Genomic DNA, 26292 nt, shown 5'->3' with positions numbered 1-26292 from the left:
CATCGCGGGCAGGCGGCGGCATCTGCAGAACGAGAGAGCTCGGGCGGGGGGCTGGTCGGCTGCGGCTCCAATAGCTCACAGCGCAAAGCTGCGTCGCCGGCTTCGAACTGGTCGCGGCGCCTCGATCGTTAGTAGAAGCGCAATCTTTCTCCCGCAGCATCGTTCAAATTTACATTGGTTATTGATGGGCTCGGAAATGATCGCTTTTCCCGACAGGCGAAAGTCTGTGCGTAATCCATCGCTGGATAACGCCTTGATCAGGTTTGGTGACTTGGCGCTGTGCTGTATCGTTGGTGACATCACGGAGAACGGCGCGGCGCTGAAGGCGGATGATCCGCCATCACCTCTTCCCGACCACTTCACGCTTATCGTTCCACCGAGCAAGACTTACTCGTGCAACGTCGTTTGGCGAAGAGGTGCATGGGTTGGCGTCGTGTTCGTTGCTGAATGAAACGAGCCAACCACCGAGCGAAACCAAATGAAGAAGGCCGCCAGAAAAGGCGGCCTTATGTTGCAGTCCTAGGATTGGTTTCCGGCATTCAATTGGGCATTAGTCCCGGCGAGGACAGCCTCCCGCTCAAATGTGCACTTGTCTCTGCGTATCGGGCGAGCTTTATCAGCGCTTCCTTGGCGGCACAGGGGGCGAGAGCCGCGGCCTCGTTCCGCAGTTCTCTAGCTCGCTCTGCGAGCCGTGCTTCGAGAGTATCCCTCTGAACTACGCGGTGGCGTACTTGTCCCATGCGCTTTCCCTCGACAGGTCTCCACCCGGAACTTACGATTCCAAGCTTTAACAGCGCGTAAAAGTTCTCGGGAGGAAGGTGTTCTGAGACGCCAAGACGGCGCCAAGAGGGCGCCAAATGGGACAAATTGCGAATTGCCTGGCAAAGGGCAGATTTTGCAGAAGGGCCCAGGAGGCGTGGGCTGCGTGTCTCCGGACCCTTGACACCAGGTTAGGCAGTGATGTCGGTGCTGGCGCCTTTTCATGCGAGAAGACCGGCCCGGCTCTGCTCTGGCGATGTTCGAGCGACCTTGGCGTGCTGTAAGCCGTCCCAGTGTTCGGCCAGCATGTCCTTGTTCTGATGCAGCATAAGGCGGTTGAGATTCTCTCCCCGACAGGCTCCAGTGCTCGAGCGTGCTCTACGACCCGGCGAGCCATTCCGGGGGCGGGGGCTGTCGTTTTCATGCCGACTTGGGCGTCGTTTGCGCCTGCCTTGGTCTAAGATACCGGGGCGATGGAGTTCGTTACACATGGTGTGTCGATCTCGCAACGTCTCAATAGTTTCGTTGGGTATCGGACGTGCTTGGGCTTCACGTCATTGCCAATTTGTCGTCTAATAATGACGGACCTCCGGCGGCGATTTTATTTCCAAGACGTTCATTTGAAATCGGGTCCAAGAGGTCGCTGTCCAGCGCCAGCGGCCTCTTCGTTTTGCTTCATTGGATTGCAAAGGACCGTCCAATGCCGATACAGGTGTGGGCCGTTGCCGCTTCGATCGGCTGGACAGCCGTTGTGGGCACGATGCTGCTGTATATGATTTTCGGCCCCGGCTAGTTCGTGCCGACTTCGTTGACGTTATCTAGGTAACTTCCGCGACATGGCGGTGTGTGGATTCCGCTCTTTGAGCTTGCTTCAGCGCTGGCACCGGCCATCGCGGGAAATGCTCGGGCCTCTCGGTTATCCGCGGAATTTTAGCCTAACGGCAGGCATGAGCCGCGCTTCTCATTGTCGCCATGCTAGCTCATTTTTTTTGCCATACTCCCTAATTAACCAATCAAGCCTAGCAGTCGGGGGGCAATCCCACTGCAACGATATGTGTTGGCGGTCACCGCGATACATTGGAAGTCTGCTCGCGGCACAAGGTGTTGTGAGCACGTGGTATGTCGCGCGCCTTCGCGATGCGCGGCAGTGGAATTCCCTTGTAAACGTCAAAAGAGAAGAATCTCTGCGACCCACGGAGGTCTGAATTGGATACGACCGGGACAATCACATCATTTTCGTCCACACCGATGACGAGGTTTTCGATCGGTGGCGACGTCTACGGAGTGCAGGATGCGAGCACGAGCTACAGCCTGACCAATCCTGACTCACAAACTCTGCGCTTCCAGGTCCAGCAGGGTGATCATGCCTGGTACGACAGCTCGTCTGTCGACCGCTCCGAAGTATCAGGCGCGGGTAACATTCCCGGCGGCACGCCGCTCAACTTGAACTATCAGTTCATGGTGGAGGCAAATGGCCCCAACGGGTCATTTACGAATACCGCAGATGGCTGGTTCATCGTCGGACAGATGCACAATGATGATAACGCGAGCGGCGTGGGCACCTCGCCGCCTTTTGCGATCCAGCTTGTCGGCGATCATCTGCAGGTTGTCGCCAGATATGTTCAGCCGGGCCAGGATCCGAGCAACGGGGCCGGCAATGTGCAGATGCTCACGCTCTGGACCGACCCCAATCCAATCCAGACGGGTGTATATAACAACATTCAAATACAGGCCGATGTTTCGAACACCGGTGGCGGGTATTTGAAGGTCTCGATCAACGGGACCCAGGTCGTGAACTACAGCGGCCCCTTGGGTTATGGGCAGGGCACCAATTGGGAATACGGGATCTATCGGTCGACGGCGCCCGAAACCGTTGCCGTCGATTACCGAAACATGACGCTGTTGACGGGATCGTCGGCGACTGTCACGTCGCCGTCAACTCCGACACAGCCAACCACACCGTCCACCACCCCAACTACGGTCACCAGCCCGAGCACCATTGTCGCGTCGACTGGAGCACAGGACACCACTTCGCCGGTGCCCGCGATAGCCGCCCCGGCGCCGGCGATAGCCGCCCCGGCGGCAGCTGCTACAACGGCCGATCCCGGCGTCCTGGCCGCCATGGGACTGGCGCCGACATCCGGTTGGTCGACGCCGGCGGCCGGCGCAACCAGTGCAAGCCTGCCAAGCCCGGATTTTTCGCGTTTCGGATTTGACACCGGTACGCTGGCAACGGGCGCGTCGCAGACTGCCGGTTGGTGGGGAGATCAAGGCACGGCCGCCAGTGGATGGGGAGATCAAGGCGCGGCCGCCGCGTCTCAGGCAAGCAGCAGCTTTGCGCTGCTGAACCAGTATCTGGCGGGTAGCTCGGGTGGGGCCAATGGCGGTATGATCGCTGTAGCCATGAGCGGCACTGCTTGGACACAGAACTCGTTCCTGACCAAGCCTCAGAGCTAAGGGGCTGCCGGCCCGCTCGCGGTTCGTCTGCGCCGGGCCGGTCCTCCTACTGGACCTCAGTCAAATCGGTCGTTTTTGGCCCAACGGGTTCGCAAGTGAGACCGCGCGCTCGCGGTATTCGAGCCGCCCGTGCGGTTTCCGCTCTTCTCCTTGCTTTCGCTCTACGAGCCACCAAGTCGATCGCGGATATTCTGTTCACTCCCAATGCCACAAAGGTGCTGCGCCTGAACCGGTGGTCGTGCCGGCACGAGCGCTTCCTGAAGCGTTCTTCAGTTTTCGCGAGGCGAAACAGCAAGGCCTGAGGCGATACTGACGCCAAACATTTGCCGGCGACCCGCAGCAAGTGAAGCGCGTTTCCCACCCGTCTAGCCTCGTTGTTCGGCGTCCTTCATATTCGATTACCAAAATGAGTACCGCATATTAGGTCAGCAAAACTTCCCGAAAGCAGTCAAACCTCGCTGTTGACCTGGAGCATCCCTGGAGAGGACTGTGGATCGGCTGGCCATAATCTCACTTGCGATCGTAATCGCGGGGCTTCTGAGCGGCGGCGTCTATTCAGTGTCGAGTTCAGGCCTCAGCACTGCAATAGTCATCAATCGCTTCACCGGCGCAGCGTGGTCGTGCAGCGTCACTTGCGAACTCATCGAAACACGCCGAAATCCAAAATGAGGCATTTTGGCCTCGACGCGCGCATGATCTGCTGCGCAAGGCACGCCGGACTGATTTCGCTTATGCGGAGAGCCGTCATCGTAGGTCGAGGCGCGGATCAGGGCTGGCGCCAGCGTCTCGACAGGTCTGGCACAAATCACGAGGCAGGTTATGGCTCAACGTGGGAGCGGCATAGCCGCGCCTGCTGCGGTCACTGGCTCATTCTATCACCGGACAGACAAATTTCTCCCGGAAACGTTGGTTGTGGCCATTGGCTGCCTCCGCAAGGGAGACGATAAGCCGTTCCTCGACAAGACCGACGACAACGTTTCCTCAAGCCACGCCGAACTGTCCTCGGCTTTCAGGAGGGCCCCGGAAGAGGGACGCTCGGCAGGACCAGGCGGCGGCGCCCGCCGAGGGCTGCTCGCCGCGGGCGGCCTGGAGGCGATACGGCCGGCCTGCCAGGCCGCTGTACCGCCCCTGGAGGAGGTTGAGGCAGTCCGACCATCCGGCCCGAGCCGCTGGCTCGGATCATGGCTGGCGGCGGATGGGCGCTTCCTGCAGGGCATACAGCGAGCCATTTGCAGTCGAGCGCCAGCGACCGCACCGCGGCGGTCGGCGTCGAGGGACAGGACGGACGATGGCGGCACGTGGGAGGTTGATCGGCGGTCTCTGAAGCACCCGACGACCCCGCGGAATCCGGCGTGGTGATGACTATTCGGGTCCCAGAGGCTCCCGCCATCTAGCCGCCGCGATATCCATTAGGGTTCTGCATCTGCCAGCGCCAATGATCCGTACACATCTGTGTCAGTGATCGCCTTGAGGTCCAGCCCAGCAGATTTTGAGCGAGCGTCGGATCCGCGTAACAGATGGCGACATCACCGGCCCTGCGTTGGTCAATCACATACGGAACTGGCCGGCCACTCACGGTCTCGAACGTCTTGATCACCTCCAGGACGCTGCTGCCGCTTCCCGTTCCGAGATTGACGGTCTGAATGCCGGGGTGTCTCAGCTCGCTCAAGGCGCTCAGATGCCCGGATGCAAGATCGACGACATGAATGAAGTCGCGGATGCCGGTGCCATCCGGAGTATCGTAGTCATCGCCCCAAACCTGCAGCTTCTCACGTCGCCCGATGGCCACTTGCGCCACGAGCGGCAACAAGTTGTTGGGCACGCCGAGCGGATCTTCTCCGATCAGCCCGCTTTCGTGTGCGCCAACGGGATTGAAGTAGCGCAGGATGGCGATCCGCCAATCGCTGTCGGACCGATAGAGATCCCTCAATATCTCTTCGACAAAATACTTGGTGCGACCATACGGATTTATTGGTCCTACGGGATGTTTCTCGTCCAGCGGCAGGTATGCGGGCGTGCCGTAAACCGTTGCGGACGAACTAAAGACCAACGTTTTCACGCCGGCACGCGCCATCGCCGACACGAGCCGCATCGTCCCCACCACGTTATTTTGGTAGTACGTCATGGGTTGAGTGCTGGACTCGCCGACTGCCTTGAGCCCGGCGAGGTGAATCACCGCGGTCACGCCGTGAGTGCGCAGGATCTCGTAAACCGCCTCCTCATCGCAGATATCGATCTGCCGGAATACGAGCGATCGCCCGCAGATGGCCTGTACCCGCTCGAGCGATGCGCGATTGCTGTTGCAGAGATTGTCGACCGCAACGACATCTAGCCCGGAGTCGAGTAGGGCGACCGCGATATGTGACCCGATATAGCCGGCGCCTCCGGTCAACAGGATCATTCTGATTCCATTTCCATTCCGCGTCTGCCCGCGAAATCTGGGATCGCGACGACGACTCCAGCCCGTGGTGATAGACCGAAATCAAGACGACACGCGCACGATCACCAAGTATTTGTAGTTATCCTGGCAACGCCCGCGTCGAGCGTTTGCGCTGACACCAAAGCGGCCGGCACCAAATGGTGCCGATCGCCACATCGATGGGTGCCGCATCCATCGATGTGGCGCGGACTCCAGCTCGAGATATCCGGCCGAAAGCTTCCCGGTGGGTGGCCGAACCAATTTCGGCTATTTCCGCAGTCGGATCGCCCCGTCGGCCTTCGAACCGATATCCTTGCGGGGGTGGCCGTTTGTAAGAGGCACTTCGAAGTAGTTCACCGCATGGTCAATTGAACCGAGCGGCGCGGGCCGGCCTGTCCTCGCGATCTTGGGAAGTTCTCTTTTCGGTGGGAGGAGGCGCTCGGTTGCGTCAGCGGTCGGGTACGCCGTCCCGCTTGATGGCCGGGCTGTCGGTCGATGGTTCAGCCCCCAGATCGCCGCCTGTGTTCTGTTCTGAACGCGAATCTTGCGGAGGATCGCCTTGATGTGAACCTTCACCGTGGCTTCAGCGATATCGATCTTGCGTGCGATGCACTTGTTGGAATCGCCTTCGATCAGACACTGGAGAATGGAGATTTCTCGCGGCGAAAGCTGCTGTGCGAGCCTATTATCCGCGTTCGCCATGCCATGACCATCATCGAGGCGTGGAGGGACACCGTCCGCGTCACGCTTTTCGATATCAAGCGCGGACGTCAAGAAGTCTGTCGGAAATACCGTTCCGCCCATCATGACGAGCTCGATGGACTTGATGAACGTATCGCAGTTCATCACGTCGATGAAATAGCCGGTGGCGCCGGCTCGGATCGCAGCAGTCAACTCGCTTTGTCGGTAGTGGTCTGCAACGACAGCAATGCGTCCATCCGCGTGACGGCGCTTGAAACACTCGATCTGCTCGAGTGTAGGGCCGAAATCGTCGCCGCTATGAACGATCAGGAAGAGTGCCGGACAAACTGAAGCACCTTCCACATTGGCCTTGCCAGGCAAACCGTCGGCATCGGAAATTGAAGCAAAGACTTGGAAATTTTCGGAGTTTAGAATTCTTGCGAGACCTTCTTTGCGAAGACTGTTTTCACCACCAAGCACAATAGAAAAAGAATACTGTCGTCTCATGGAACTCTCCTGGACGCTACAAAATATGAAACAGGCTCATCGGTTTAACCCGACTCGTTTCTTGGACGGCTTGCCAAGCCCAAAACAGCGACGCATTGAAATTGCTTCTTCAAATCCCGGTCGCTTGGACAGAAATTTGGGGCGAAAAAGCCCTGAGCATGCGTCAAAAGATTTACTAACATTAGATGCTAATCCCCAATATCCCTATATACCGTTGGTTATAGACCTTCCTTGGGATGTCGCCCGTAATATCACGCTCGTGTTTTGACGGAGACTCGTGTTTTGACGGAGACTTGTCGAACAGCGCTCGCTTAGGGTAGGGTCGATACTCTATTTCTATTTGAGATTGTAGAAGATGCGGATTCGGCCTGGCCGCGATGAGAAAATCTGACTTGAATGCCTCAAATTGAAGTAGCTTGGAGCGATATTGGGGTGCCGATTGAACTGGAGGGACTGAGGATTGGCCGAAAATGCATTTCAGTCGTGTGGTCATTGCTAGCAGATATCCCGTTGTTTTACTGGGTCTGAACTGTCTGCTGGAAGCAGAACGTGATTTCAGGGTTGCTGCTCGATGCAGCGATAGTGCAAGTTGCTTGAATGCAATTCGCGCGCTTGTGCCCGATATCGCCATTTTGGACATATCGATGCCTGACATTTTTGGGCAGGCATTGCTCAATATCGCAAATTCCCGGAGTCCTGCTGTTCGGCTCGTGTTCCTCGCAAACTCCGTTGAGGATCGCGACCTCACCATGTTGGCAGAAGTGGGCGCCTTTGGCGTTATCCTGAATGACGAGGAGCCCGAAACTCTTCTCCAGACATTGCGGCAAGTCGCGGACGGCCGCAGGATGCTGCCTGCGCCTTCGAGCGAGGTCGCTATCTCGTCTGGGCAGTCCGCGATTTTGGAGAAGCATCTTGCCGTGCTGACGGACCGGGAGCGTCAGATCATGCGTCTGGTATCGGAGGGATTGTCAAACAAGGAGATCGGCCGTCGTTTGAACGTAACCGACGGTACCATCAAGGTTCATCTCCACCACATCTTCCGCAAGCTCGAGATCGGCAACAGGACAGCTCTTGCTACGCTCGCGGTCTCATACGCAGGGCAAAGCGGCTTGCCTTCCGATTAGCACGCAAGCTTTTCGACTTAGGACGGTATCAGCCGACTTGGCGCTCGGCTGCGCAGGGTATTGGATGAGCGGTGACGGGAAGTACCGTTTCGCCGCATGAGTCCGCGCTTGACTGTCGATGGCGCCGTTCAACGTCCATCACATCGCAACTGCTCCCTCCCTCGCAGGCACGCTTTGTCCCAGGGCATGCCCAAAATGGGCCATGTCGGGATCGATAGGGTCTTTCCGCAGTGACGAGCCCAAGACAGACGTTCGACAAACATTCATCGAGACAGCGCGCGAACTCCGGCAGCGCGACAATTAGGCAGGAAGCCACAGCGTACGAACGTCAGGGGCCTAGGTCTTTTGATGTAGCCCATCCATACATCTAAATATCCATCAGGGCTCCTTGTTTTCGCGCTTATGTGATTGTTCAATCGAAGAAATCCGCGTGAATGGGAACCGCCGCTCCAGAAAGAATGCTCCGGTGCGCACGAGCGCTCCCGCGATTGGAATCCACGTATGACGCTTGACTGGCCTGAGCTCGACCTTACCCGACTTTCCGGCGCGGGCGGGGCCGATGGTCGTGGCGCGTCGGCTTTGGGCCGGATTTTTCATGTTGCCTTGGCCCGCTCGGGGCCTCGATTGTTGCAGCCCGCCGAATCCGACGTCAGTCGGACTCTTGTCGGGCCGGCACCGTCGTTTTCGAGCCTCCTTGATAAGGGAGCTGAGCTGAGGGCCGGGATCATGGTGTCGGTTCTCGAGGGTGATGGCTTGGAGGTTCTCGCATGCATGCTCGATGTGAAGCACGACATCATTCGCGGGCTGGGCGCCTTCCTCAACGAGGCGGAACGTGGGCGCGCTGAAGGGTTGAAGTCGGAGCGGGATCGCCGCCGCTTTATTGCTTGCCGTGGACAGCTGCGCCAGATCCTCGCTTCCAGGTTAGGAGTCTCGCCGTCCGATGTCGAACTGGAATACGGACAGCTGGGTAAACCCCGGCTCTCACACCGCATGCCTTCTCGCGATTTGCGCTTCAGCGTCTCTCGATCCGGAGACGTGGCAGTCGTTGCCCTCTCGACCGGGCAAGAGGTCGGAGTGGACATCGAGGCGGTTCTCCCCGTGCCCGAAGCGGACGAGATCGCCGCGCTGTGCTTTTCCGCCTCCGACTACAAGTCTTATACTGCCCTCGGTCCGGGCGACCAACTGGAAGGCTTCTTCCGGCGTTGGACCCGGCTGGAGGCTATTTCCAAGGGGCTGGGATGCGGCTTGGGATGCCCCGGCTCTTCGGATGAAAAGGATTGGGTTGTCCGAAGTTTCGTACCTAAAACGGGGTATCTCGGGAGCGTGGTTGTTCGGAAATGAATGGTCGTCCGGACTGGAGCTTCCGCGATGTAATCATTCACTGAGGATAGCGGGGAGCCCAGCCCACTTGTTGGAAAGGCACGCAAGTTCATTCCAAGCCGCGCTTGTTCGAGATAGCTCGCGGTCGCAGTCGAGAACACGGGAATAGCCTATGCAAGCGCCGGTGACGCAGTTTTCGGAACTGCTCGCAGACCTCGCGGTCAAGGACATCAAGGTCTGGGTCGAGGGCGATCGGCTCCGGTGCAGCGCACCGGCCGGCGCGATGACGGCGGAGCTTCGCGATCAATTGCAGGGGCGAAAGGGCGAGATCATCGCCTTTCTGAACATGGCCACCGCCGCGGCCACACAGCAGCCTGCAATCATTCCCCTGCAGTCGCGCGGAACGCGCACACCCATTTTCGCTGTACCGGGGCATGTCGGAGCACCGTTCTCATTCTCGGACCTGTCGAAGCACCTCGGTGGCGATCAACCGTTCTACGCGCTTCAACCGCCTGGCTTCGATGGACAGAGCGAGCCGATGGACCGCGTCGAGGATATCGCCGAGTACTTCGCTCGCCAGATCGTTCAGTATCAGCCGGTTGGTCCGTACATCATCGCTGGATACTGCTCCGGCGGTCCAACAGCCCTCGAATTGGCCAAAATCCTCACAAAGCGCGGAGCGGACGTTCCGTGCGTCGCTCTCTTTGGTCCTCTTCATCCCGCCACCCATCGGGAATTGCTGCGTCTGATGTACTTCACGGCCTGGGGGACGATCCGATCGGTCCGGAGATCGATGGCGAAACTGCCGACATTTGGCGCTCGTCTGCGATATTTCGGCAGTCGCCTGCGCGAGCGCGCCTTCATGCCCCTCGTTCGCAAGGAGCCTGTCACGACAGATCCGGTGCTAGCCAGCAGAGCTCTGCTCAAATCCACGGCGATGGCGGCATTTCGGCGGTACACTCCGACTCCGTACTCAGGCCGCGTATGCATATTCCTTCCGAACAAGGCCTGGCTGCGATCGGGCGCAGCACCTCATCGATGGCGGCTCGTGGCGCCCGATGCCGAATTCTATTTCGGCCCCGAGGACTGCGACGAAGTCTCCATGCTGCAGGAGCCTGATGCACCTGCCGTCGCAGCGCTTTATCGCCAGGCAACTCAGAAGCTCAGAGATTGACGTGATCCGATTTTTAAACTTGCCGGATGGGAGCGCATTTCATGAATGAGGTCCTGCCTATCGTGGCGGAGAGCGTGGCGCTTCCTCCGCTGCAAGATGCCGATCATCGGGCGCTGGTCGTCGATTACAACGCCACGTCGGCTCGTTACCCATCGGACAGGACAATCATCGATCTCTTTCATGATCAAGTGACGCTCAGTCCTGATGCTGAAGCGATCCGCTTCGGCGATGCAATGCTGACATACCGGCAGCTCGACGAACGCTCCAACCAGATGGCCGCGCATCTGGGCTCGCAGGGCGTGGGGCCGGGTCGGATCATCGTTGTCTTCATGGAGCACTCCATCGAAGTCGTTGTCGCGATCCTGGGCGTCCTCAAAGCCGGCGCAACCTACGTGCCGCTTGATGCGGCGACGCCGAAAGGGCGCATTGCTACGATCCTGAAAGACATTTCCAACGGGACTGGTGGGCAAACGCCGATGGCGATCACTCAGGCGCGTCTGCAATCCGCCATCGCGCCGGAGCTTGCCGACATTTTCGTGCTCGATGCCGATTTCGGCTCGATTCTGAATCAGCCGGCCTCGGCCCGGCCGTCCGCCGCCAAGTCGGATGGCGTCGCCTACATTATCTTCACTTCAGGCTCGACCGGCACTCCAAAGGGCGTCGAGATCGAGCACCGCAGCCTGGTGAACTACATCTGGTGGGCCGCGCGGGTGTACAGTTCCGGCCAGCCGCTCGCATGGCCACTTTTCTCATCTCTTGCCTTCGACCTGACCGTCACAACGCTTTTCACGCCACTCATCACGGGCGGCCGGATCGTGGTCTATCTTGGCGATCCGGGGGTGAAGAACATGGTCGTGCTCAAGGTGGTCGACGACAATGCCGTCGATATCATCAAGCTGACGCCGGCGCATCTTGCGATGATCCGCGACCGCAATCTTGAGGCCACGAGATTGCGCAAGTTCATTGTGGGCGGGGAGGACTTCAAGACGGAGCTGGCTCGCGACATCACGAAAACCATCCCTCATCCTGTCGAGATCTACAACGAGTACGGACCAACCGAAGCCACGGTGGGCTGCATGATTCATCGGTTCGACGCAGACCAGGATCGCTCCGCATCGGTGCCCATCGGCGTTCCGGCCGCTAATGCGGGAATTTACGTCCTCAACAAGGAATATCAGCCGACTGGCCCCAACGTCATCGGCGAGATGTTCATCGCAGGCGATGGTCTTGCGAGAGGCTATTTTAATCGCCCCGACCTGACCGACGAGCGTTTCCGCACGGCTACGGATCCTCGAGATGGCTTTTCGAGGTTGCGGCTGTACAAGACCGGCGATCTTGCCCGCTGGAACTCGGAAGGGCGTTTGGAATTTCTCGGCCGCGCGGATCATCAGGTGAAGGTTGGTGGCACGCGTATCGAGCTGGGTGAGATCGAGGCGCGGCTTCTCAAGCAGCCCCACGTTCAGGAATGCGCGGTCGTGGCCATTCCCACTCCAGTGGGAAATGCTGAGGAAGGCGCAATCACGCGACTTGTAGCCTACTATGTCTCCTCGAAACCTCTGACCGTGGCGGAGCTACGCGCCCACCTCGCCGAAGAACTCCTGGAGTCCATGATTCCGACGCACTATGTCTGCCTCGAACGGATGCCGCTCACGTCCAACGGCAAGATCGATCGCTCCTCGCTTCCCGAGCCGACGGCGGATAGCATTCAGCCGGCACATGAGTTCGTCGCCCCGTCAACAGAGACCGAGAAGACTTTGGCTGCCCTGTGGTGCAATCTCCTCAAGGTCAAGTCGATCGGCCGGTACGACAACTTCTTCGACCTGGGCGGGGAGTCGCTCCTGGTCGTGAGAGCGGTGGCGCGGATGCGAAAGATCTTCGGCGTCGACGTGCAGCTCCGCAACCTGTTCGAGCGCCCGACCGTGGCCGAGCTAGCGGAAGTGATCGACGGGATGCGCTGGGTGGCCGATTCCAGAGCTGCTTCACTCTCGGGCGGACCGCGAGAGGAAATCGAACTTTAGTCTGTCGGAAGGCCCGCAAGTGGTTGCAAGGGCGCGCCGGTCTGGACCTCGAGCGTTGGACTCATAGCAGAGCGGATAACGAAGATGGACAAAGCTTGGGTACCGGTACAAGGACCGGAGCTGCCTTGGGCGGCGGCGGACTATGAGCTCTTACGGGACCAGGTCCGCCGCTTTGTCGAGGAGGAAATCAAGCCCTGTGCGGATCGCTGGGAAGAGGAGGGAGGCGTTCCGCGTCAGGTCCTGCGTCGCATGGGCGAACTTGGCTTCTTCGGCATCCGCTATCCGGCCGAGTACGGTGGTGCCGAGATGGACGCGATCGCGTCGACGGTCTTCGCAGAGGAGCTTGGGCGCTCGACTTATGGCGGCGCCGCGGATGCAATACTGGTCCATGCCGAGATGGCTTCCAGTTATGTCTTTCACGACGGGACCAAATCTCAACGGGCGCGCTGGATGCCGGGCATTGTGAGCGGCGAGGTGATCACCGCGATCGCCATCACCGAGCCGGATGCGGGCTCGGACGTGAAGGCCATCCGCACGCGTGCACGCCGAGACGGCGACTCCTACGTGCTCGATGGTACGAAACTGTACATCACTAACGGTGTCTGCGCGGATCTCTATTGTGTTGCGGCCAAGACTGATCTCGCGGCAGGGAGCAACGGCATCACGATGTTCCTGGTCGAGAAGGGCACGCCAGGCTTCAGCGTCGCCCGCGAGTTGGACAAGCTCGGCTGGCGCTCCTCTGATACGGCCGAGCTCGTCTTCGACGGTTGCCGGGTTCCTGCCGAGAACGTGCTCGGCGCGGAGGGACAAGGCTTCTACTCCATCATGCGCAACTTGCAGAACGAGCGTCTGGTCCTCGCCGCGATGGCGATAGGAACGGCCGAGGCGGCGATCGATATGACCCTCATATACGTGAAAACTCGCCGCGCATTCGGAGGCGTCCTTTGGGACATGCAGGCGATCCGTCAGCGTCTTGCGATGCTTTCTGCGAAGGTGGAGGCAAGCCGCGCGTTTCTCTATGCCACCGCTTCGCGCATGGCGGCGGACGACGACTGCATGCGCGAGATCTCGATGTTGAAGGCCATCTGTGGCGAACTTGTCAACGAGGTGGTGTATGCCTGCGTCCAGTTCCACGGCGCCATGGGCGTCATGCGGGAGAGCCCGATTGAGCGCATATCGCGCGACGCCCGCGTCCTCTCCATTGCCGGCGGCGCGACGGAGGTGATGCTGGATGTGGTCGCGTCAATGTCGTGAGCCTGATGCGCATGAGTGACATACCTAGACGTTCTTGATGCTGAAGCGATAAATCCTCCGCAACATCTGTGCTGACCGCAATTGGGCTTCAGACCCGACAGGCGTCTGGCCGATCACCCGGCCTGACATCCGAGGCGGCGTCCGCGGCATGGCCGTACTAAGTGTCGCCGAGCCACTGGCCGATTTCTCTGGATCCGACGACGCGTTTTGGCTGGTACGGGTTGATCGTTCCGGCCGAAAGGCTCTTGATACGCCGGTCCTGTGCCAGCGTCCTGGTGAACTGCTTTGCTTCCTGCTCGGATTTGAAGGTCGTAGTCCTTCGCGCATGCCTTTCGGGTGGAGCATCGCGTTCATCAACGAAGGAGACGTACCAGACGTGATTTTGCGTCATGTGGCGACCTCCGAGATTGGTCCAGGTGCGAAAACAAGGCTCTGCCAACCTAAGCGAGCCGGTGGCCGGGTTCACGGATAAGGGAGGAAAATACGGCTTCCGTTCAAAGTGTCCCTAGGGTCTTTCTAAGTAGTTCTTCTGAGCAGCAGGTTTTCGGGCCGCCCGGTGTAAGATGATGTGAGGCATATCTGACCTCGCCCTCCACGCTGATGGCTTTCTTTTCGTACTGCCGCGCGGATGGTCCGAGCGCTGCCTCGGTTCTGGCTGAAGGGCCCGGACCGTTGGCCCGCCAAGGCAATGAATTTCAGCATTCCTTCGTAGCCGGTTAGTCGGAAAACCAGAAGCGGCGTCCCTCCCGGATTTGCGCGTCCAGTTCCATCATTCTCCAAACCGCAAGGTCGATGGCCGTCCAAGACGAGCCACGAGGCGCCGGCACTCAAGGTCGATCGCGATGTTGCGAGGTGTCTTGCCGGCGAGTACTCGGGAGGCGACTTGCGGGCGGAACCGCCGTACGCGCCCACGTCCTAGCGTAGCTGCGCTTGAGTCCAAGACGTACTCGGCCAGGTAGGTCTAACTGACAGCAACGAAAGATCGTCGGGTAGCAGTGTGTCGTCCGGCTCGACGACAACGCGGGCGGCATCGGGGCGAGGCGAACACATGAGATTTGGCGGACGAACCGCCTTGGGCGTGCGACCAATATCGTGTCCCGGCTTGGTCGCGACAGCGACGGCCGAGGAGCGGATGCGAGGCGTCGTCGAGAAGCACGGGCTGCATTCGATCGGGGAGGCCTGCCGGCTGGTTGCCAAGGATGTACCGCTCGGTCGGCCGGCAACATCGGAGGAGGTCGCAAACGTCATCCGCTTCCTCGCGTCGGATGAGGCGTCGACGGTCTTCGAATGGCCGACGCCTCAATCATGCCGCGGCTCGTCTCCGGAAATACCAACGCACCGACGATGATGATCGGGGAGCGGGCAGCTCGCTTCATCCTGTAGAGGCGGACTTGACGAGCGCCTCCTGAGACAATTGGGGTTGGTGTCGCCGAGCGCGCGGACGAATACGCCGCGGTCGAAGCAGATGTCGGTGCATCCGCGCGCGCAGCCTGGAGCTGCCCGGCGCGGCCTCGAACTCGACCGCGCCGAGCAGAGCGCAATCTGCTTCCGGGGCAGCATCAATGGGTACAAGCGTGCGCAAATTCGGCCTAGTTTGAAGCGCACATGCTGATGGGCGACCCTTTGAATCCCAAGGTAAATCGTTGAAATCGCAAGACTATATCTTTTCCGTCGCGCCCATAATGGATTGGGACGAGACTTCAGTTCTTTCAAAGGGATAGAAGGCTGCGTGTGCGACGTGCGCACCGGGACATCAAGAAAAATCCTCATGACAGCCCCATGTGAGCAGGCCATCCAAAGCGGCCGGGGCGGCGTGAGGTGGGCGATGTGCACGGCACAACTTTCAGAGAGCAGGGCGAGCGACGGACGACGGGCAGCCTCGGTTACCGGACATAGGAACTTCACGCCTCTTGCTGGACATTCACGCAGCCCCGTTCGTCGAACTCAGGAACGAAAAACTCTTGCCGCCGCGTAAACCATGCGTGACGCGGATCACAGCGACTGGCCGGATGACCTCGTATGCGTGTGATCACGGGTTGAGGGGATGGCCCCTCCCGAAAACAGGAGAATGGCTATGAACGAGTTCGACCATGAAATGTCGATGGAAGCCCTCGATCGTGTTGTCGGCGGTGCGGACGGTGACGGCAATGGCACCGGCACGGGTAACGGTGGTCACGGCCTGGTTCGCGGAATCAAGCAGGTCATCGGCGCGGTGGAAGGCATCGTCAAATCAATCTGGCCCTTCTGATCTTCGCGGGGACCGGCGTTGTCACGCGATCGGCGATGCACAACGCGGCATAGTGAATCAAAGGCTTGCTGCGCAGCGATTGCGCAGCAAGTTGCCGAGCATCATCTTTTTCGCACAGCCAACGTGGACAGAACCTGTGAGTTGGTCGCCTCCTGCGACCGTGGCACTCGGGTCAGGACGACATGACGACATGTCCGAGATTCTCTGTGCTCGCAGCCTTCAGGGCATAGTACTGAATGGAGGGAGTGCAGTAAGGAGGTCGATCGGCCAACCGGCTAGGCCACAAGCTGTCTCCGCGCGAACTCTGCAAACGGGCCGGTTCCGCTCGTCAGCTCATCATAGCTTCCCGATTGCACGATCTTGCCGCCGACCAGCATCACGATTCTATCAGCATGGCGGATTGTGCTCAGCCGATGTGCAATAACAATCCGCGTGACGTTCAGCCGCTCCAGCGACGCGCCGACGATCGCCTGGGTCTGGTTGTCGAGCGCGCTCGTTGCTTCGTCAAAAAGCAGGATGCGTGGCGAACGTGCCAGCGCACGGGCAATGAGGACCCTCTGGCGCTGTCCACCCGAGAGCGTATTGATGCCTTCCGCAACGAGCGTGTGCATACCCATCGGCATCTGCCGAATATCGGCGTCGAGCGCCGCGAGCCGCGCGGCCTCCCAGGCCTTGTCCAGCGTCAGGTCGACGCCACCGCAAATGTTTTCGTATAGACTGCCCGTTGCCAGCTTGCTGTCTTGCAGCACAACGCCGAGCTGGCGGCGCACGTCATTGGTCTCAATCGTGTTGAGCGCCTTGCCATCATAGAAGATCGTCCCAGCTTCCGGTCGTTCGAAATCCAGCAGCAATCGCAACAGCGATGATTTTCCGCTGCCCGAAGGGCCGACAATTGCCACATACTCTCCCCTCGAAACACGCAACGTGATGTCATCAAGAACCGTAGGTCCACCCTCGATATAGCGGAAGGTGACGCCGGAGAACTCGATCTCGCCTGTCAGCTCGCCCGCCGGCCGTCGATCTTCTGCGATCTCGGCGGCAGCGGAGAGAATCGGCTTCATCCTGGTGAGATGGGGGATAACCACGAGCGATTCGCTCATGCTCGAGGCAAAGTTGCCGATCGCTGCCGTGGTCTGGCCGAACGCGGAGAGGAAACCGAGAAAGGCGCCGAGATTGGCCAAGAGCTGACTGTTGGTGCGCGAGGCGATCGCAAAAATGATCAACGTGGCTAGAAGAGGGAAGGCCGTCTCGACGACTACCAGAACGTTAGCCGCTCGTTGCGAGGCGATGAAGTAGCGCTTCTGAACAGCGAATTGTCCCGACCATCGCGCCAGTGCGCGACTCGCGGCGTTCGCCACGCGAAGCTTGCTGACGCCAGCGACCAGTTGCAGCACAAATCCGCTGACCTTGCCTTGCAGATTGAAGTGCTTGCTTTCGTAGTAGATTCGAACGGCGCTGGTAGCGACGATTGCGGCCGCCCGAAGCGCGATCAGCAGGAGCGCGATGCTGCCGAGCCTGAGATCATAGTAGAGCATAAGCCCAATACTGAAAATCCCGAACAGGGCCGATGTAAAGCCTCGCAAGGTCCGTCCGGTAACGATCTGGCGTGTCGTCTCAATGCCCATCGAACGGTCGACCAAATCTCCGGTCGTGTAGTCGCGAAACAGCGACGCCGGTAACCTGAGCAGGCGATCGATGAGGGCGGCCTGGAGCTTGTAATCGAGGAGGCCTTCGAGCCGGAGCGTGACCAGTCCCTGCATTCCCTGCAGTCCCGCTATCGCGATCGCGGTGACGGAGAGCGCTGCTGCGCAAACGACGAGCTGGTCGATCTCCGTGCGGGGGATCACGGAATTGACCAGCAGATTTGTCACCAGCGGCGGTATCAGCGACAGCAACCCGATGGCAATGATCGCGAGGGCCATCCGGACCATGCTGGCAGAGAGGCCTCCGGTCGCGAATGACAGCAGATCACGATAGCGAAGTGGCTGCGCGGGCAGGGCTTTGTAGAAGCTGATGGCTTCCGGCGCGAGAGCGTTTGCAACCGAGTTACTGACCGGTTGCCGCCATCCCTGCTTCGGATCGATCATCGCGTATCGGCCGCGCCGGTCACGGATCAGAGCGACCGGGGCGCCGTCGGGCCCATGCCACCCCAGCAGGGGGCCGGCATCGGAGCTCCACCAGCGATCGCGCAGCTGGACGCGGCGAATTCGTAACCGCGATGCACGCGCGATCTGCAGAACGTCGCCGAAGCTCTGGCCTGCGGGATGCGTTCGGCTCGCATGAATGATGGAGCTTCCCAATGCGTCCGCAACGAGGCGGCAACTGGCGAGCAGGGGATCGCTGGCATCCAGCTCGACCTGCGCGCGACGGGTTGGCGCGGTGACAACTTCGGACAGACGCTCAAGGGCATCCAGCGTCCGCGCACGGGTCAGTTCGGCGCGCCGGGCGAGTTGCTGCCGTTCGGACGACCTTTCATGTCGAAGCCACCGCTCCAGACTGGCGGCAATCGCGACATGGAAGCGGTCGAGGGCCGGCCAGACCAGACGTAATTCAGGCGCGGTCGGCTCCGCTATGATCCTGGCTCCACTCTCGCCGGCTTCCAGCCAGACCTCCGCTGTGAGCGGAATGAGGGGACCTCCGGCCTCGAGCTTGAGGTCGAGATCCAATACCTTTACGCTTCCCGCTTCAATGCAGGCCCACACGATGCTTCGCTTCGGGCCGCGGCAACGCTCGCCCGGGCGCAGTTCGCTCGTTTCGCCGCCGATCAATTCGGAAGCGTTGTGCGATCGGGCCGAGCCGGCCGCGAGCATGGACAACCGGGCGATCCAGCCGGACACACGATCCGTGGCGATCTCGCTTCGCGAGACCGTGATGATCTCGGCGTCAGGGCCCCCGACTGCGACGATCTGCAGCTGAATCGCTGACCTTTCGCAAGCCGTGTGCAAGTCCAGTATGACTTCACCAATTTCACATCGAAGCAGATGATGTCGGACGCCGTCCGTCTCCACGGCGAAGAGGTCGACATGACCGGCACTCACCTCCAGTACCTGATCGCGCTCGTTGAGGAGAATGGGATGCCGCGGATCGATCGCCACGCGGCGAGGGGCAGAGGCCGCAATTGGCCTCGCGGTCGCAAACTCATCCCTGGTGCCGGGGTTACTCATTCGCTTGTCACGAGCCTTGCGTAGGCGCCCTGGAGCGCGACAAGCTGTTCGTGAGTGCCGCGTTCCGCGATCCGGCCATGCTCCAACACGATGATTTCGTCGCAATCACGCACCGTGCTCAGGCGATGCGCGATAATTATGCAGGTGCGGCCTCGGCGTCGCAGGTTGTCGTCGATGACCTTTTCCGTGATCGGATCGAGGGCGGCCATTGCTTCGTCCAGGACGAGAATCGACGGATTGCAGACCAACGCCCGGGCGATCTCGATACGCTGGCGTTGCCCTCCGCTGAAATTGCCTCCGCCCTCATTGATGTGGCAGTCGTAGTTTCCGGGACGCGTGGCCAGGTCGTGATGGATCAACGCATCCCGCGCTGCGGCGATCAAGTCGCGTTCATCCACCGTCGTATCCCAAAGGGTCAGATTTTCGCGCGCGGTCCCCTCGAATAGAAATATGTCCTGGTCTACATAGGCGACGGAATTTGCGAACTCCTGGGATGGAAGGTCGACCAGTTTCCATTGATCGAACAGAATTTCTCCCGCCCACGGCTCGTACAGTCCACAGATCAATTTGCCGAGCGTCGATTTTCCGCTGCCGGAGACGCCGACAAGCGCCACGCGGGATCCCGCAGGGATCGCCAGCGACAGGTCGGCCAGCAGTGGAGGTTCCAGAACCGAATAGCCGAAGCTGATGTTGCGAAGCTCGACCCTGCCAGCAAGCTTTGGTGGAACGCTATCGATGACGTTGCCGAGTGGTGGCGTAGGCCGGAGCGGGTATTTGCGAATATCCTCGAGCCGTTCGAGCGCTCCCTTGATAGTCTGCAGGCCGCCGAAATAGTTGACGAGATTCTCGAATGGTTCCGAGAAGTTCGCCGCCAGGGATTGAAATGCAACCAGGCTGCCAAGCGTCAGGGAGCCTTCGATAACCCTCAAACCCCCGAGTCCGAGGATCGCGGCGACCATCAACCCGGAGAGCAGCGTCGGCATCATGTCCAAGATGATGGCCGATGCACCGAGCCTCTGTTCGGCGTTCAGATTGTTGGCCTGGTGGCCCGCCCATTTGCCAAACGCATCATCCTCCAGGCCGCTCGCCTTGATGGTTTCGATGGTGCGCACCAGGCCCACCGTGGCGCCCAGGAGCTTGCCCCGTTCAACCGCGAGCCGGTAGCTGAGCTCCTGCCGTCGCGCCCCAACCAGGCGAAGCAGGAGAACGTTCAGCAAGACGATTGCGACGCACAGAACCGTCAGGCTAACGTCATAGATCGCCATCGCGCCGGCAAACAGAAGCACCGACGTCAAGCTGAGCGCGTTCATCGTAATTCCGCCGGACAGGAGGCGTGCGACCTGCTCGTTTGATGCGACGCGGCTGGCAACGTCCCCGGCATGACGCTGGGTAAAGAATTCCAGCGGCAGCGCCATCACACGCCAAAGGAAGCGGCTGGTCATGACAACAGAGAGCTTGGCCTGCAGCCGTAACAGCACCGACTGACGAACCCCGACCATCACCGCGCGACAAACGGCCGTCAACGCCATTCCGATCAGGAGTGGCATGAGCCAGCTATTGTTGTGCTGGATCAGAATGTCGTCGACAAAAATCTTGGAAAAGCCTGCCGCAAGGATATTGGGAACGACGAGCACGATACTCACGATCACCAACAGGGCAACCGCCGCCCTTGAGTGACGCAACTCTTGCAGCAGCAGCTCGATCCCGTTGGGCTTGCTGCCGACCATTTTGAACTGTTCGCCGCGCTCAAAGACCAACACCACTCCGGTGAAGGCAAGATCGAGCTCGGCCATGCTGATGCGTCTGCGGCCGCTCGCGGGATCGTTGATATGGGCATGCCGGCCCTTGATGCCCTCCAGGACCACAAAATGATTGAAGTTCCAGTGGATGATACAGGGCGTCGGAAGCTGGGCCAGCGCGGGCGGCTCGACACTATACCCTCTTGCAACGAGGCCATAGCGCCGCGCCGCCCTGACAATATTGCTGGCCTTGCTTCCATCGCGCGATACGCCGCAGGCAATGCGGAGCTGCTCCAGGGGAACCCAGGCGCCGTGATAGGCGAGAATAATCGCGAGCGCCGCTGCACCGCATTCGACCGCCTCCATCTGCAGGACGACAGGGGTCCGCTTTACCTTCTTGCGCAGCAGTCCCGATAGGCGACTGTGCCGCGCGTTTGCCGACGGAGGAGAGGGCCTATCCATCAATTCCCGTGAGGTGCCTGATCAAGGGGATCACTAGATCGAGCGGTCGTTGCCGTCGAATTGTGATTTCCGCGCGCGCCAGGGTTCCGCTCGTCAAATGAGTGGCAGGCCCGTTGCCCACGGCCCAGCGATAGCCCGTCGCAGTGGAATCATCCTCCTGAAGTGCCACCTCAGCGGCATATGGCGCGCCGTTGTGAGAGAAGCGGGACACCAGGCTTTCATTGTGCAGCGCCGCGCCGATGCCTTGAGGCGTCATCGGGAAGTCCGAAACCCTCAAGACCGTACCCAGCATCATCCCGAACTCTTCGCGCTTGATGGTGCTCGGCTCGAGATGAACCTGCATCCCCGGCCTGATCTGCTTGCCATGTTCAGCCGGGACATAGACGACGGCCTGCAGCTTGCTGCCTTCGCTTTCGATCTGGACCACGGGCATCCCGACCGTAAGTACCGAGCCGGGAGATATCTTCACTTCGAGGACACGGCCTTCCATCGGACTAAGGACCTGTGTATTTTGACTCAACTGCTCCGCGGCTGCAGTCACTTGCCGGCGCGCTTCGTTCAGGGTGAATTCGGATTGCTGAACGTCGCGTTCGCGCTGTGTCTCCAGGTCCGTCTTCTGCGCCATGAGCTTGAGAATCTCGTTCTGCGCGTCCAGGCGGCGTTGCTGCGCATCGGTCAGTTCTTGCCGCCGGTCCTCCAGATTGCGTCGCGTCGTGTAGCCCTTCGCGAGCAAACCCTCGAGGTTCTTGACGTCGACTGTGAGATAGTCGACGCGCTGGCCCGTCGCCTTGATGACCTGTTCGAGTGCGGCTTCGAGTTTCTCGAAATTCTGGCTCTTGGCGGCGAGTTCGGCCGCTACCTTCGACTTGAGGTCGGTATATTCGCGCTGGCGCTCCCGGAATACTTCGACCGCCGCCTTGTGCTTCTGCTCAATGTCAGTCTGAACGATCTGGGCGATCGGCTGACCCAGGTCGACGTGGTCGCCGACCGCGACGGCAACGGACTGCAGCCGGCCGGCAGCGGCCGACACCGCGTCGACCACCCTGCCACCATTGCTGATCAGGATTCCCTCGCCGGAGACGCGGGTGGGCACGCGCCCGAAAATGCTCCACACGACCGCGGCCAACACGGCAACGACAAAGACGACCGTGATAATCCAGTCGGCAGGCCTGGTGATGACGACAAGCTGATCAAGTTGCTCGGGAGAGGCCGCGCGGTCGAGTGCCGTCGCCCGAAATGCCCGTTGCGGCTCGGAGGTCGCACTCCTATTCTCCGGTTCTCCAAGCGTTTCCGAGGTGGACATATCAACACGCAAAGCACTTGATTAATTGAATGAATATGCCGGCATCTTCGCATAGATCAGACGTGGTCACAACAAAGGCCGGCGCGAAAATTGGTGGTAGGGCTTGAATGCGCACGCTGAGCGGCAAGGGAGAGCGGTTGTTTGCAGCGCACGCGCAGCAGGCCATGCTTGTAACGAGTGTAGCGCTGGGCTTGCTGTGGTACTCCGTGTCACGGGCTGGGGTCCTTTCCGAGACCGACCTCAAGCAGGCGGAAAGCCTGAAGCCGTTATTTGCGAATCTGATGTCTGATCTCGTTGAGACCGCCAAGCGCTCGGACGTACCGAACGGGGACATCGTCTGCATCAACTCCACGATCCGTGAGCTTCTGCAGATTTCCGACGAACTCGCCAGTTACGAATATCTGATCACGATGGAGAAGGATCTGACTGACGTCGGTGACGACAATCCATTGCGAGGTGTCGTCAAGTTTGCGGTCGATAAGACCAATGTCATTCTTGCCAGCGAGAGAAAGCGGCTGGTTCAGTTGTCCGAGCAATGCAACAAAAATCCGGTGGGGTTCGGAAAGGCGCAGGAGACCTTGAGGGTCATCGACACGACGACCGGAATCCTGAACTCCATTCGCGAGCGCCTGTAACGTGTCGGACGCTTGTTGACGGCGAAAGCAGGCTCTGCCGGCGGTGCCTGGCCCCACATTGTGCACGCTCCTTCGTGTGTTCTGCCACGTGTTCGGGACGGACCGACCGTTCCTGAACTCCGCGCAGCACAATAGATCTACTATTCAGATTGAGCGTGATCTGCATCACGAGGCGTGATTGTGCCCGATGACGGGTTGGGTTTTGACGCGAGAATGCGCGACAATCGCCTCAACCCTGGAAACCCGCGCGGCTCAGGAGCCGGCTTGACAGCAGTGCGGTGCAGCTGAGTGACGATCCTCACGGAAACCCCTGGGCAGCTGAGACATGCTGCACACCGGTTACGGGATGGTCCCGCACCACAGCAAGGAGGACTGAGATGACGCGTAACATGAACCACAATGCAGCAACCCGCGAGCTTTCCATCGACGAACTTGACGCGGTGGCCGGCGGTAAATGGAGCTGGGGAGATTTCGCCAAGGCGCTGGGAGGTGGAACAGTGACAGGCGGCATGGGCGGTGCAGCGGTTGGCGGCGTCGGCGCCATACCCGGTGCCATTGGCGGCGGTCTTCTCGCCGGGATCGGGTACTGCATCAGCCAGCTCTTTTGAGCATGCCGTCCGACCAAAGCGAGACCCGGGGCGTCCGCATCACGGGTTTCGCTTTGCCGGCGAGCATGATCTCAACTGGCACAAGCCCAACAGATGAGAGGAGCGCACCATGCAGAAAATTCGGGTGTTGACTGATGACGAACTCGATTCCGCGTGCGGTGGAAGCCGCAGTAATGGCGGAACCGGCGGCTCGGCTGTTTCCGATTTCATAAATTGGCTTTTGGGCCAGCTTCACATTCCCACTTCATCGGGAGGACCCATTCGGAGCTAGCTCCGGCTTGGTTCGTGTTCTGAGCTATTGGAAAGCAATCAATAAATGCGAGGTCTCAGAAACGAGAACCTCGCATTATTTTTTAGTGGCTATGTGCGGCAGGTCGATCGTTCGCCGCTGTGCCTCAAATCGGCAACAACATCGACGATACGGCAGAAAGAGTGGATCTGCATCGCTTGTACAAGCTGCGTGATCAAGGTCACAGCGAGCTATTCGTCGATGAGGCAAGCTGCACTTGGATGGCAAGGATCATCCGTTCACCGTAGACAGATGGAGATTATGATGAGTGCATACCAGAATCAGCATCAGACGGTCCGTCCGCTGTCCGATGAGGAATGTGAATCCGTGACCGGCGGTTGCTTCGGAATTCCGGTTTCCGACGGTCATGGAGGGGTCATCTATGTTTCTCCGACGATCGGCCGTGGTCCATGGCTTCCGACGAGCACCAAACCTACCTTTCCGACGGGTGGCCCCTTCGGACCGTTTCCGGTGTAATCAACGGGCATGTGAATATCAGAGCCGGCACTCCCAACGATGCCGGCTCTGAAGTCGCGCATGAACCGGGACCGCGAAGCGGCTCGGCGCGATCGCGCTGGCTACACGAGGGTTTCCGATTCATCCGAACGAGCCGACGCTGTATTCACTCGAACCGTTGGGCTTGCTGCCGCCGGGAGTGGCAGTATAGTAGTACAATGGCTGTCAGTTCTCCCGAATTGAAAGCGTTCCTGCTCGCCACGCCTTTCTTCGGAGGGCTGTCAGATGCAAGCCTCGAGCTGTTGATCTCAATGCTCGTCGAGCGCCGCTTCGATGTCGGCGCGAAGATCGTAGCAGAAGGAGAGCCGGGGCGTTCAATGTTTGTTGTTCGCTCCGGCGAGCTCGTAGTGAGCAAGCTTGGGCATTCGGGGCGCTCAATTCGTATGGCAAGTCTTGAGCCAGGTGATTTTTTTGGCGAGATGACGCTCATCGAAATGCAAAATCGATCGGCCTCCGTCGCCGCGCAAAGCCCAACTGTCTTGTATGAGCTCACCGCTCGAAACCTCTATATGTATTCCAAGGCAGACATCTACGCGTATGTCCTGGTGATGCAGAATATCAGCCGCGAACTTTGTCGGAGGCTCCGCCGCGCCGATGATCGGATTGCCGAGCTGTTGGTGCATCAGGCGGAGCAATAGCTTACAGTCTTGAGGGGCGTTGAAAAGTCGAGCCCAAGAGTCTTAACATTATTCAATTCGTTGGTGAGCCGCGTGTGCACGACCTGCGCATCGGGAGATCAAGAAGAATCTATTGACGACAAACTGAACAGCCGCCGAGGCGTGGACGGGGGGGAGGAGGTTGCTGTTCAACAAATCGGTGAAGAATGCTGAGAAGGGACGAGTTGCCAACCCACGAGCCGGATACCTTGCACGCGCAAGCACCTTGCGAGAATGCTGGCGAGCATCGATTTCGATGCCCGCAGCGGTCCGACCAAGCGTCAACAAAGCAGAGAGGAAAGGCCATCTCGCGAATTGAACTTCAATTGCGTGTAGGGCGCCGGCAATTTGAGCGTCTTTCTTGTCGACCGCGTTCTGGCGTCCGAGGCCGTTTGCCGTCGACTTTAATCGGGCGGAACCCGAAAGGCGCTTCGGGGAAAATTTCCAGGGCATGTGAGGCGGTTCACATCGTGACGCTGCGGTCAGCACTAATCAGATCTCTGCAAAACTTCTTCGGGGACAGCTCCAACCGAACGGAGATTTCGCATGAAGGGTCTGATGGTAGCGGTCATCACCGCTTTTGCGCTTCTTACCGCGGTGTTCGGCATCCCGCGATCACACTCGGTCCCGGCGGTCGGTCGGGCCGATTTGGCAAGCGGTTCGATGCAAGAACTGCAAGGCGCCCGCAGCGCAGCCAAGTTGCCGGCCGAGGACTTTGACGACCGGTCCCTGGTCTTTCCGAGAGAGACGACGCGCTAGACGACCACCTGTCGGGCGAAGCGACCCGCAGCCAGGATTAACGCTGAGGCGCGCTCCAGATGGAAACCTGGTCGGGCGATGAACGCTACGGGCCTAGGAAGGCGGCTGGAGGTGAGTCGTGGTTTCGGAGCAGGCCAAGCGATTCCAACTCACCTCGATGAAGATCAACCTCCAAGATGGCCAAGAGAAGCGTCAGCACG

The 26292-nt window shown here is 59.6% G+C and carries 20 protein-coding genes and 1 pseudogene; 14 read left to right on the top strand and 7 right to left on the bottom strand.

The window, feature by feature from the left end; all coding sequences use genetic code 11:
• The first annotated feature begins 196 nt into the window (after positions 1–196).
• Positions 197–451: a PilZ domain-containing protein gene (locus ACVW1C_RS04715; RefSeq protein WP_456757390.1), complete on the top strand. Its 255-nt coding sequence runs from the start codon at positions 197–199 to the stop codon at positions 449–451.
• A 1514-nt stretch (positions 452–1965) separates the two neighbouring features.
• On the top strand, positions 1966–3216 hold the full coding sequence (locus tag ACVW1C_RS04710; RefSeq protein ID WP_456757389.1) for a heparin lyase I family protein: 1251 nt from the start codon (positions 1966–1968) through the stop codon (positions 3214–3216).
• A 1390-nt stretch (positions 3217–4606) separates the two neighbouring features.
• Here ACVW1C_RS04710 and galE read toward each other — a convergent pair.
• Positions 4607–5617: a UDP-glucose 4-epimerase GalE gene (gene galE, locus ACVW1C_RS04705; protein ID WP_456757388.1), complete on the bottom strand. Its 1011-nt coding sequence runs from the start codon at positions 5615–5617 to the stop codon at positions 4607–4609.
• A gap of 285 nt (positions 5618–5902) precedes the next feature.
• The gene (locus tag ACVW1C_RS04700) at positions 5903–6823 is read right to left on the bottom strand and encodes a LuxR C-terminal-related transcriptional regulator (protein ID WP_456757387.1); all 921 of its coding nucleotides are present in this window, start codon (positions 6821–6823) and stop codon (positions 5903–5905) included.
• Between ACVW1C_RS04700 and ACVW1C_RS04695 the strand changes: the two genes are divergently transcribed.
• The 6 genes from ACVW1C_RS04695 to ACVW1C_RS04670 all read left to right on the top strand — a co-directional run bounded on the left by ACVW1C_RS04695 (position 6822) and on the right by ACVW1C_RS04670 (position 13713).
• Positions 6822–7091 (top strand): hypothetical protein, encoded by a 270-nt coding sequence (locus ACVW1C_RS04695; protein WP_456757386.1) that lies wholly within the window; start codon positions 6822–6824, stop codon positions 7089–7091. The two genes, ACVW1C_RS04700 and ACVW1C_RS04695, sit on opposite strands and share 2 nt — an antisense overlap.
• Before the next feature lie 202 nt (positions 7092–7293).
• Entirely contained in the window at positions 7294–7947 is a 654-nt protein-coding gene (locus tag ACVW1C_RS04690; RefSeq protein WP_456757385.1) for a LuxR C-terminal-related transcriptional regulator, read from the top strand.
• A 501-nt stretch (positions 7948–8448) separates the two neighbouring features.
• Positions 8449–9288, top strand: coding sequence for a 4'-phosphopantetheinyl transferase family protein (locus tag ACVW1C_RS04685; protein ID WP_456757384.1), 840 nt, complete (start codon positions 8449–8451; stop codon positions 9286–9288).
• 151 nt (positions 9289–9439) lie between these two features.
• Positions 9440–10441 carry a thioesterase domain-containing protein gene (locus ACVW1C_RS04680; protein WP_456757383.1) on the top strand — a complete coding sequence of 334 codons (1002 nt, stop codon included), beginning with the start codon at positions 9440–9442 and terminating at the stop codon, positions 10439–10441.
• Between the two features lie 41 nt (positions 10442–10482).
• Positions 10483–12459: a non-ribosomal peptide synthetase gene (locus ACVW1C_RS04675; RefSeq protein WP_456757382.1), complete on the top strand. Its 1977-nt coding sequence runs from the start codon at positions 10483–10485 to the stop codon at positions 12457–12459.
• A gap of 84 nt (positions 12460–12543) precedes the next feature.
• Complete coding sequence (locus tag ACVW1C_RS04670; protein ID WP_456757381.1) at positions 12544–13713, top strand: acyl-CoA dehydrogenase family protein; 1170 nt, start codon at positions 12544–12546, stop codon at positions 13711–13713.
• A 157-nt stretch (positions 13714–13870) separates the two neighbouring features.
• On the opposite strand, the gene ACVW1C_RS04665 is transcribed toward ACVW1C_RS04670, so the two are convergent.
• Positions 13871–14104, bottom strand: coding sequence for a hypothetical protein (locus ACVW1C_RS04665; protein WP_456757380.1), 234 nt, complete (start codon positions 14102–14104; stop codon positions 13871–13873).
• Between the two features lie 878 nt (positions 14105–14982).
• Between ACVW1C_RS04665 and ACVW1C_RS04660 the strand changes: the two are divergent.
• Together ACVW1C_RS04660 and ACVW1C_RS04655 are read left to right on the top strand one after the other, a co-directional pair.
• Positions 14983–15096: pseudogene (locus tag ACVW1C_RS04660) on the top strand (GMC oxidoreductase); the annotation flags it as partial.
• A 691-nt stretch (positions 15097–15787) separates the two neighbouring features.
• Positions 15788–15961, top strand: a complete 174-nt coding sequence (locus tag ACVW1C_RS04655) for a hypothetical protein (protein WP_456757379.1) — start codon at positions 15788–15790, stop codon at positions 15959–15961.
• A gap of 275 nt (positions 15962–16236) precedes the next feature.
• On the opposite strand, the gene ACVW1C_RS04650 is transcribed toward ACVW1C_RS04655, so the two are convergent.
• From ACVW1C_RS04650 to ACVW1C_RS04640, 3 genes are read right to left on the bottom strand one after another with little or no spacing between them, the layout of a single operon-like run.
• A complete protein-coding gene (locus tag ACVW1C_RS04650; RefSeq protein ID WP_456757378.1) occupies positions 16237–19125 on the bottom strand; it encodes an NHLP bacteriocin export ABC transporter permease/ATPase subunit in 2889 nt (962 codons plus the stop codon).
• Positions 19122–21326 carry an NHLP family bacteriocin export ABC transporter peptidase/permease/ATPase subunit gene (locus ACVW1C_RS04645; protein WP_456757377.1) on the bottom strand — a complete coding sequence of 735 codons (2205 nt, stop codon included), beginning with the start codon at positions 21324–21326 and terminating at the stop codon, positions 19122–19124. Before ACVW1C_RS04645 ends, ACVW1C_RS04650 begins: the two co-directional genes overlap by 4 nt.
• A complete protein-coding gene (locus ACVW1C_RS04640) occupies positions 21319–22629 on the bottom strand; it encodes an NHLP bacteriocin system secretion protein (RefSeq protein ID WP_456757376.1) in 1311 nt (436 codons plus the stop codon). Before ACVW1C_RS04640 ends, ACVW1C_RS04645 begins: the two co-directional genes overlap by 8 nt.
• A gap of 107 nt (positions 22630–22736) precedes the next feature.
• On the opposite strand from ACVW1C_RS04640, the gene ACVW1C_RS04635 reads away from it, so the two are divergent.
• Both ACVW1C_RS04635 and ACVW1C_RS04630 read left to right on the top strand, forming a co-directional pair.
• Positions 22737–23264: a hypothetical protein gene (locus ACVW1C_RS04635; RefSeq protein ID WP_456757375.1), complete on the top strand. Its 528-nt coding sequence runs from the start codon at positions 22737–22739 to the stop codon at positions 23262–23264.
• Positions 23265–23641: 377 nt separating this feature from the next.
• Positions 23642–23872, top strand: a complete 231-nt coding sequence (locus ACVW1C_RS04630) for a hypothetical protein (RefSeq protein ID WP_456757374.1) — start codon at positions 23642–23644, stop codon at positions 23870–23872.
• Here the strand turns inward: ACVW1C_RS04630 and ACVW1C_RS04625 are convergent.
• Entirely contained in the window at positions 23856–24107 is a 252-nt protein-coding gene (locus tag ACVW1C_RS04625) for a hypothetical protein (RefSeq protein ID WP_456757373.1), read from the bottom strand. The genes ACVW1C_RS04630 and ACVW1C_RS04625 overlap by 17 nt on opposite strands.
• Before the next feature lie 728 nt (positions 24108–24835).
• On the opposite strand from ACVW1C_RS04625, the gene ACVW1C_RS04620 reads away from it, so the two are divergent.
• Positions 24836–25315 (top strand): Crp/Fnr family transcriptional regulator, encoded by a 480-nt coding sequence (locus tag ACVW1C_RS04620; protein WP_456757372.1) that lies wholly within the window; start codon positions 24836–24838, stop codon positions 25313–25315.
• 564 nt (positions 25316–25879) lie between these two features.
• Complete coding sequence (locus ACVW1C_RS04615) at positions 25880–26092, top strand: hypothetical protein (RefSeq protein ID WP_456757371.1); 213 nt, start codon at positions 25880–25882, stop codon at positions 26090–26092.
• Positions 26093–26292: the final 200 nt, after the last annotated feature.

Source organism: Bradyrhizobium sp. USDA 4011, from assembly GCF_054063415.1.
Note: the sequence above shows the minus strand (reverse complement) of the source record. Positions and strands in the feature narration are given on the sequence as shown.

Excerpts from the sequence above, each read along its gene's own strand:
- ACVW1C_RS04695 (WP_456757386.1), top strand. The coding sequence starts at position 6,822 with ATGGAACTCTCCTGGACGCTACAAAATATGAAACAGGCTCATCGGTTT.
- ACVW1C_RS04635 (WP_456757375.1), top strand. The coding sequence starts at position 22,737 with ATGCGCACGCTGAGCGGCAAGGGAGAGCGGTTGTTTGCAGCGCACGCG.
- ACVW1C_RS04615 (WP_456757371.1), top strand. The coding sequence starts at position 25,880 with ATGAAGGGTCTGATGGTAGCGGTCATCACCGCTTTTGCGCTTCTTACC.
- ACVW1C_RS04690 (WP_456757385.1), top strand. The coding sequence starts at position 7,294 with ATGCATTTCAGTCGTGTGGTCATTGCTAGCAGATATCCCGTTGTTTTA.
- ACVW1C_RS04655 (WP_456757379.1), top strand. The coding sequence starts at position 15,788 with ATGAACGAGTTCGACCATGAAATGTCGATGGAAGCCCTCGATCGTGTT.
- ACVW1C_RS04685 (WP_456757384.1), top strand. The coding sequence starts at position 8,449 with ATGACGCTTGACTGGCCTGAGCTCGACCTTACCCGACTTTCCGGCGCG.
- ACVW1C_RS04650 (WP_456757378.1), bottom strand. The coding sequence starts at position 19,125 with ATGAGTAACCCCGGCACCAGGGATGAGTTTGCGACCGCGAGGCCAATT.
- ACVW1C_RS04675 (WP_456757382.1), top strand. The coding sequence starts at position 10,483 with ATGAATGAGGTCCTGCCTATCGTGGCGGAGAGCGTGGCGCTTCCTCCG.
- ACVW1C_RS04630 (WP_456757374.1), top strand. The coding sequence starts at position 23,642 with ATGACGCGTAACATGAACCACAATGCAGCAACCCGCGAGCTTTCCATC.
- ACVW1C_RS04715 (WP_456757390.1), top strand. The coding sequence starts at position 197 with ATGATCGCTTTTCCCGACAGGCGAAAGTCTGTGCGTAATCCATCGCTG.
- ACVW1C_RS04640 (WP_456757376.1), bottom strand. The coding sequence starts at position 22,629 with ATGTCCACCTCGGAAACGCTTGGAGAACCGGAGAATAGGAGTGCGACC.
- galE (WP_456757388.1), bottom strand. The coding sequence starts at position 5,617 with ATGATCCTGTTGACCGGAGGCGCCGGCTATATCGGGTCACATATCGCG.
- ACVW1C_RS04645 (WP_456757377.1), bottom strand. The coding sequence starts at position 21,326 with ATGGATAGGCCCTCTCCTCCGTCGGCAAACGCGCGGCACAGTCGCCTA.
- ACVW1C_RS04670 (WP_456757381.1), top strand. The coding sequence starts at position 12,544 with ATGGACAAAGCTTGGGTACCGGTACAAGGACCGGAGCTGCCTTGGGCG.
- ACVW1C_RS04665 (WP_456757380.1), bottom strand. The coding sequence starts at position 14,104 with ATGACGCAAAATCACGTCTGGTACGTCTCCTTCGTTGATGAACGCGAT.
- ACVW1C_RS04680 (WP_456757383.1), top strand. The coding sequence starts at position 9,440 with ATGCAAGCGCCGGTGACGCAGTTTTCGGAACTGCTCGCAGACCTCGCG.
- ACVW1C_RS04620 (WP_456757372.1), top strand. The coding sequence starts at position 24,836 with ATGGCTGTCAGTTCTCCCGAATTGAAAGCGTTCCTGCTCGCCACGCCT.
- ACVW1C_RS04700 (WP_456757387.1), bottom strand. The coding sequence starts at position 6,823 with ATGAGACGACAGTATTCTTTTTCTATTGTGCTTGGTGGTGAAAACAGT.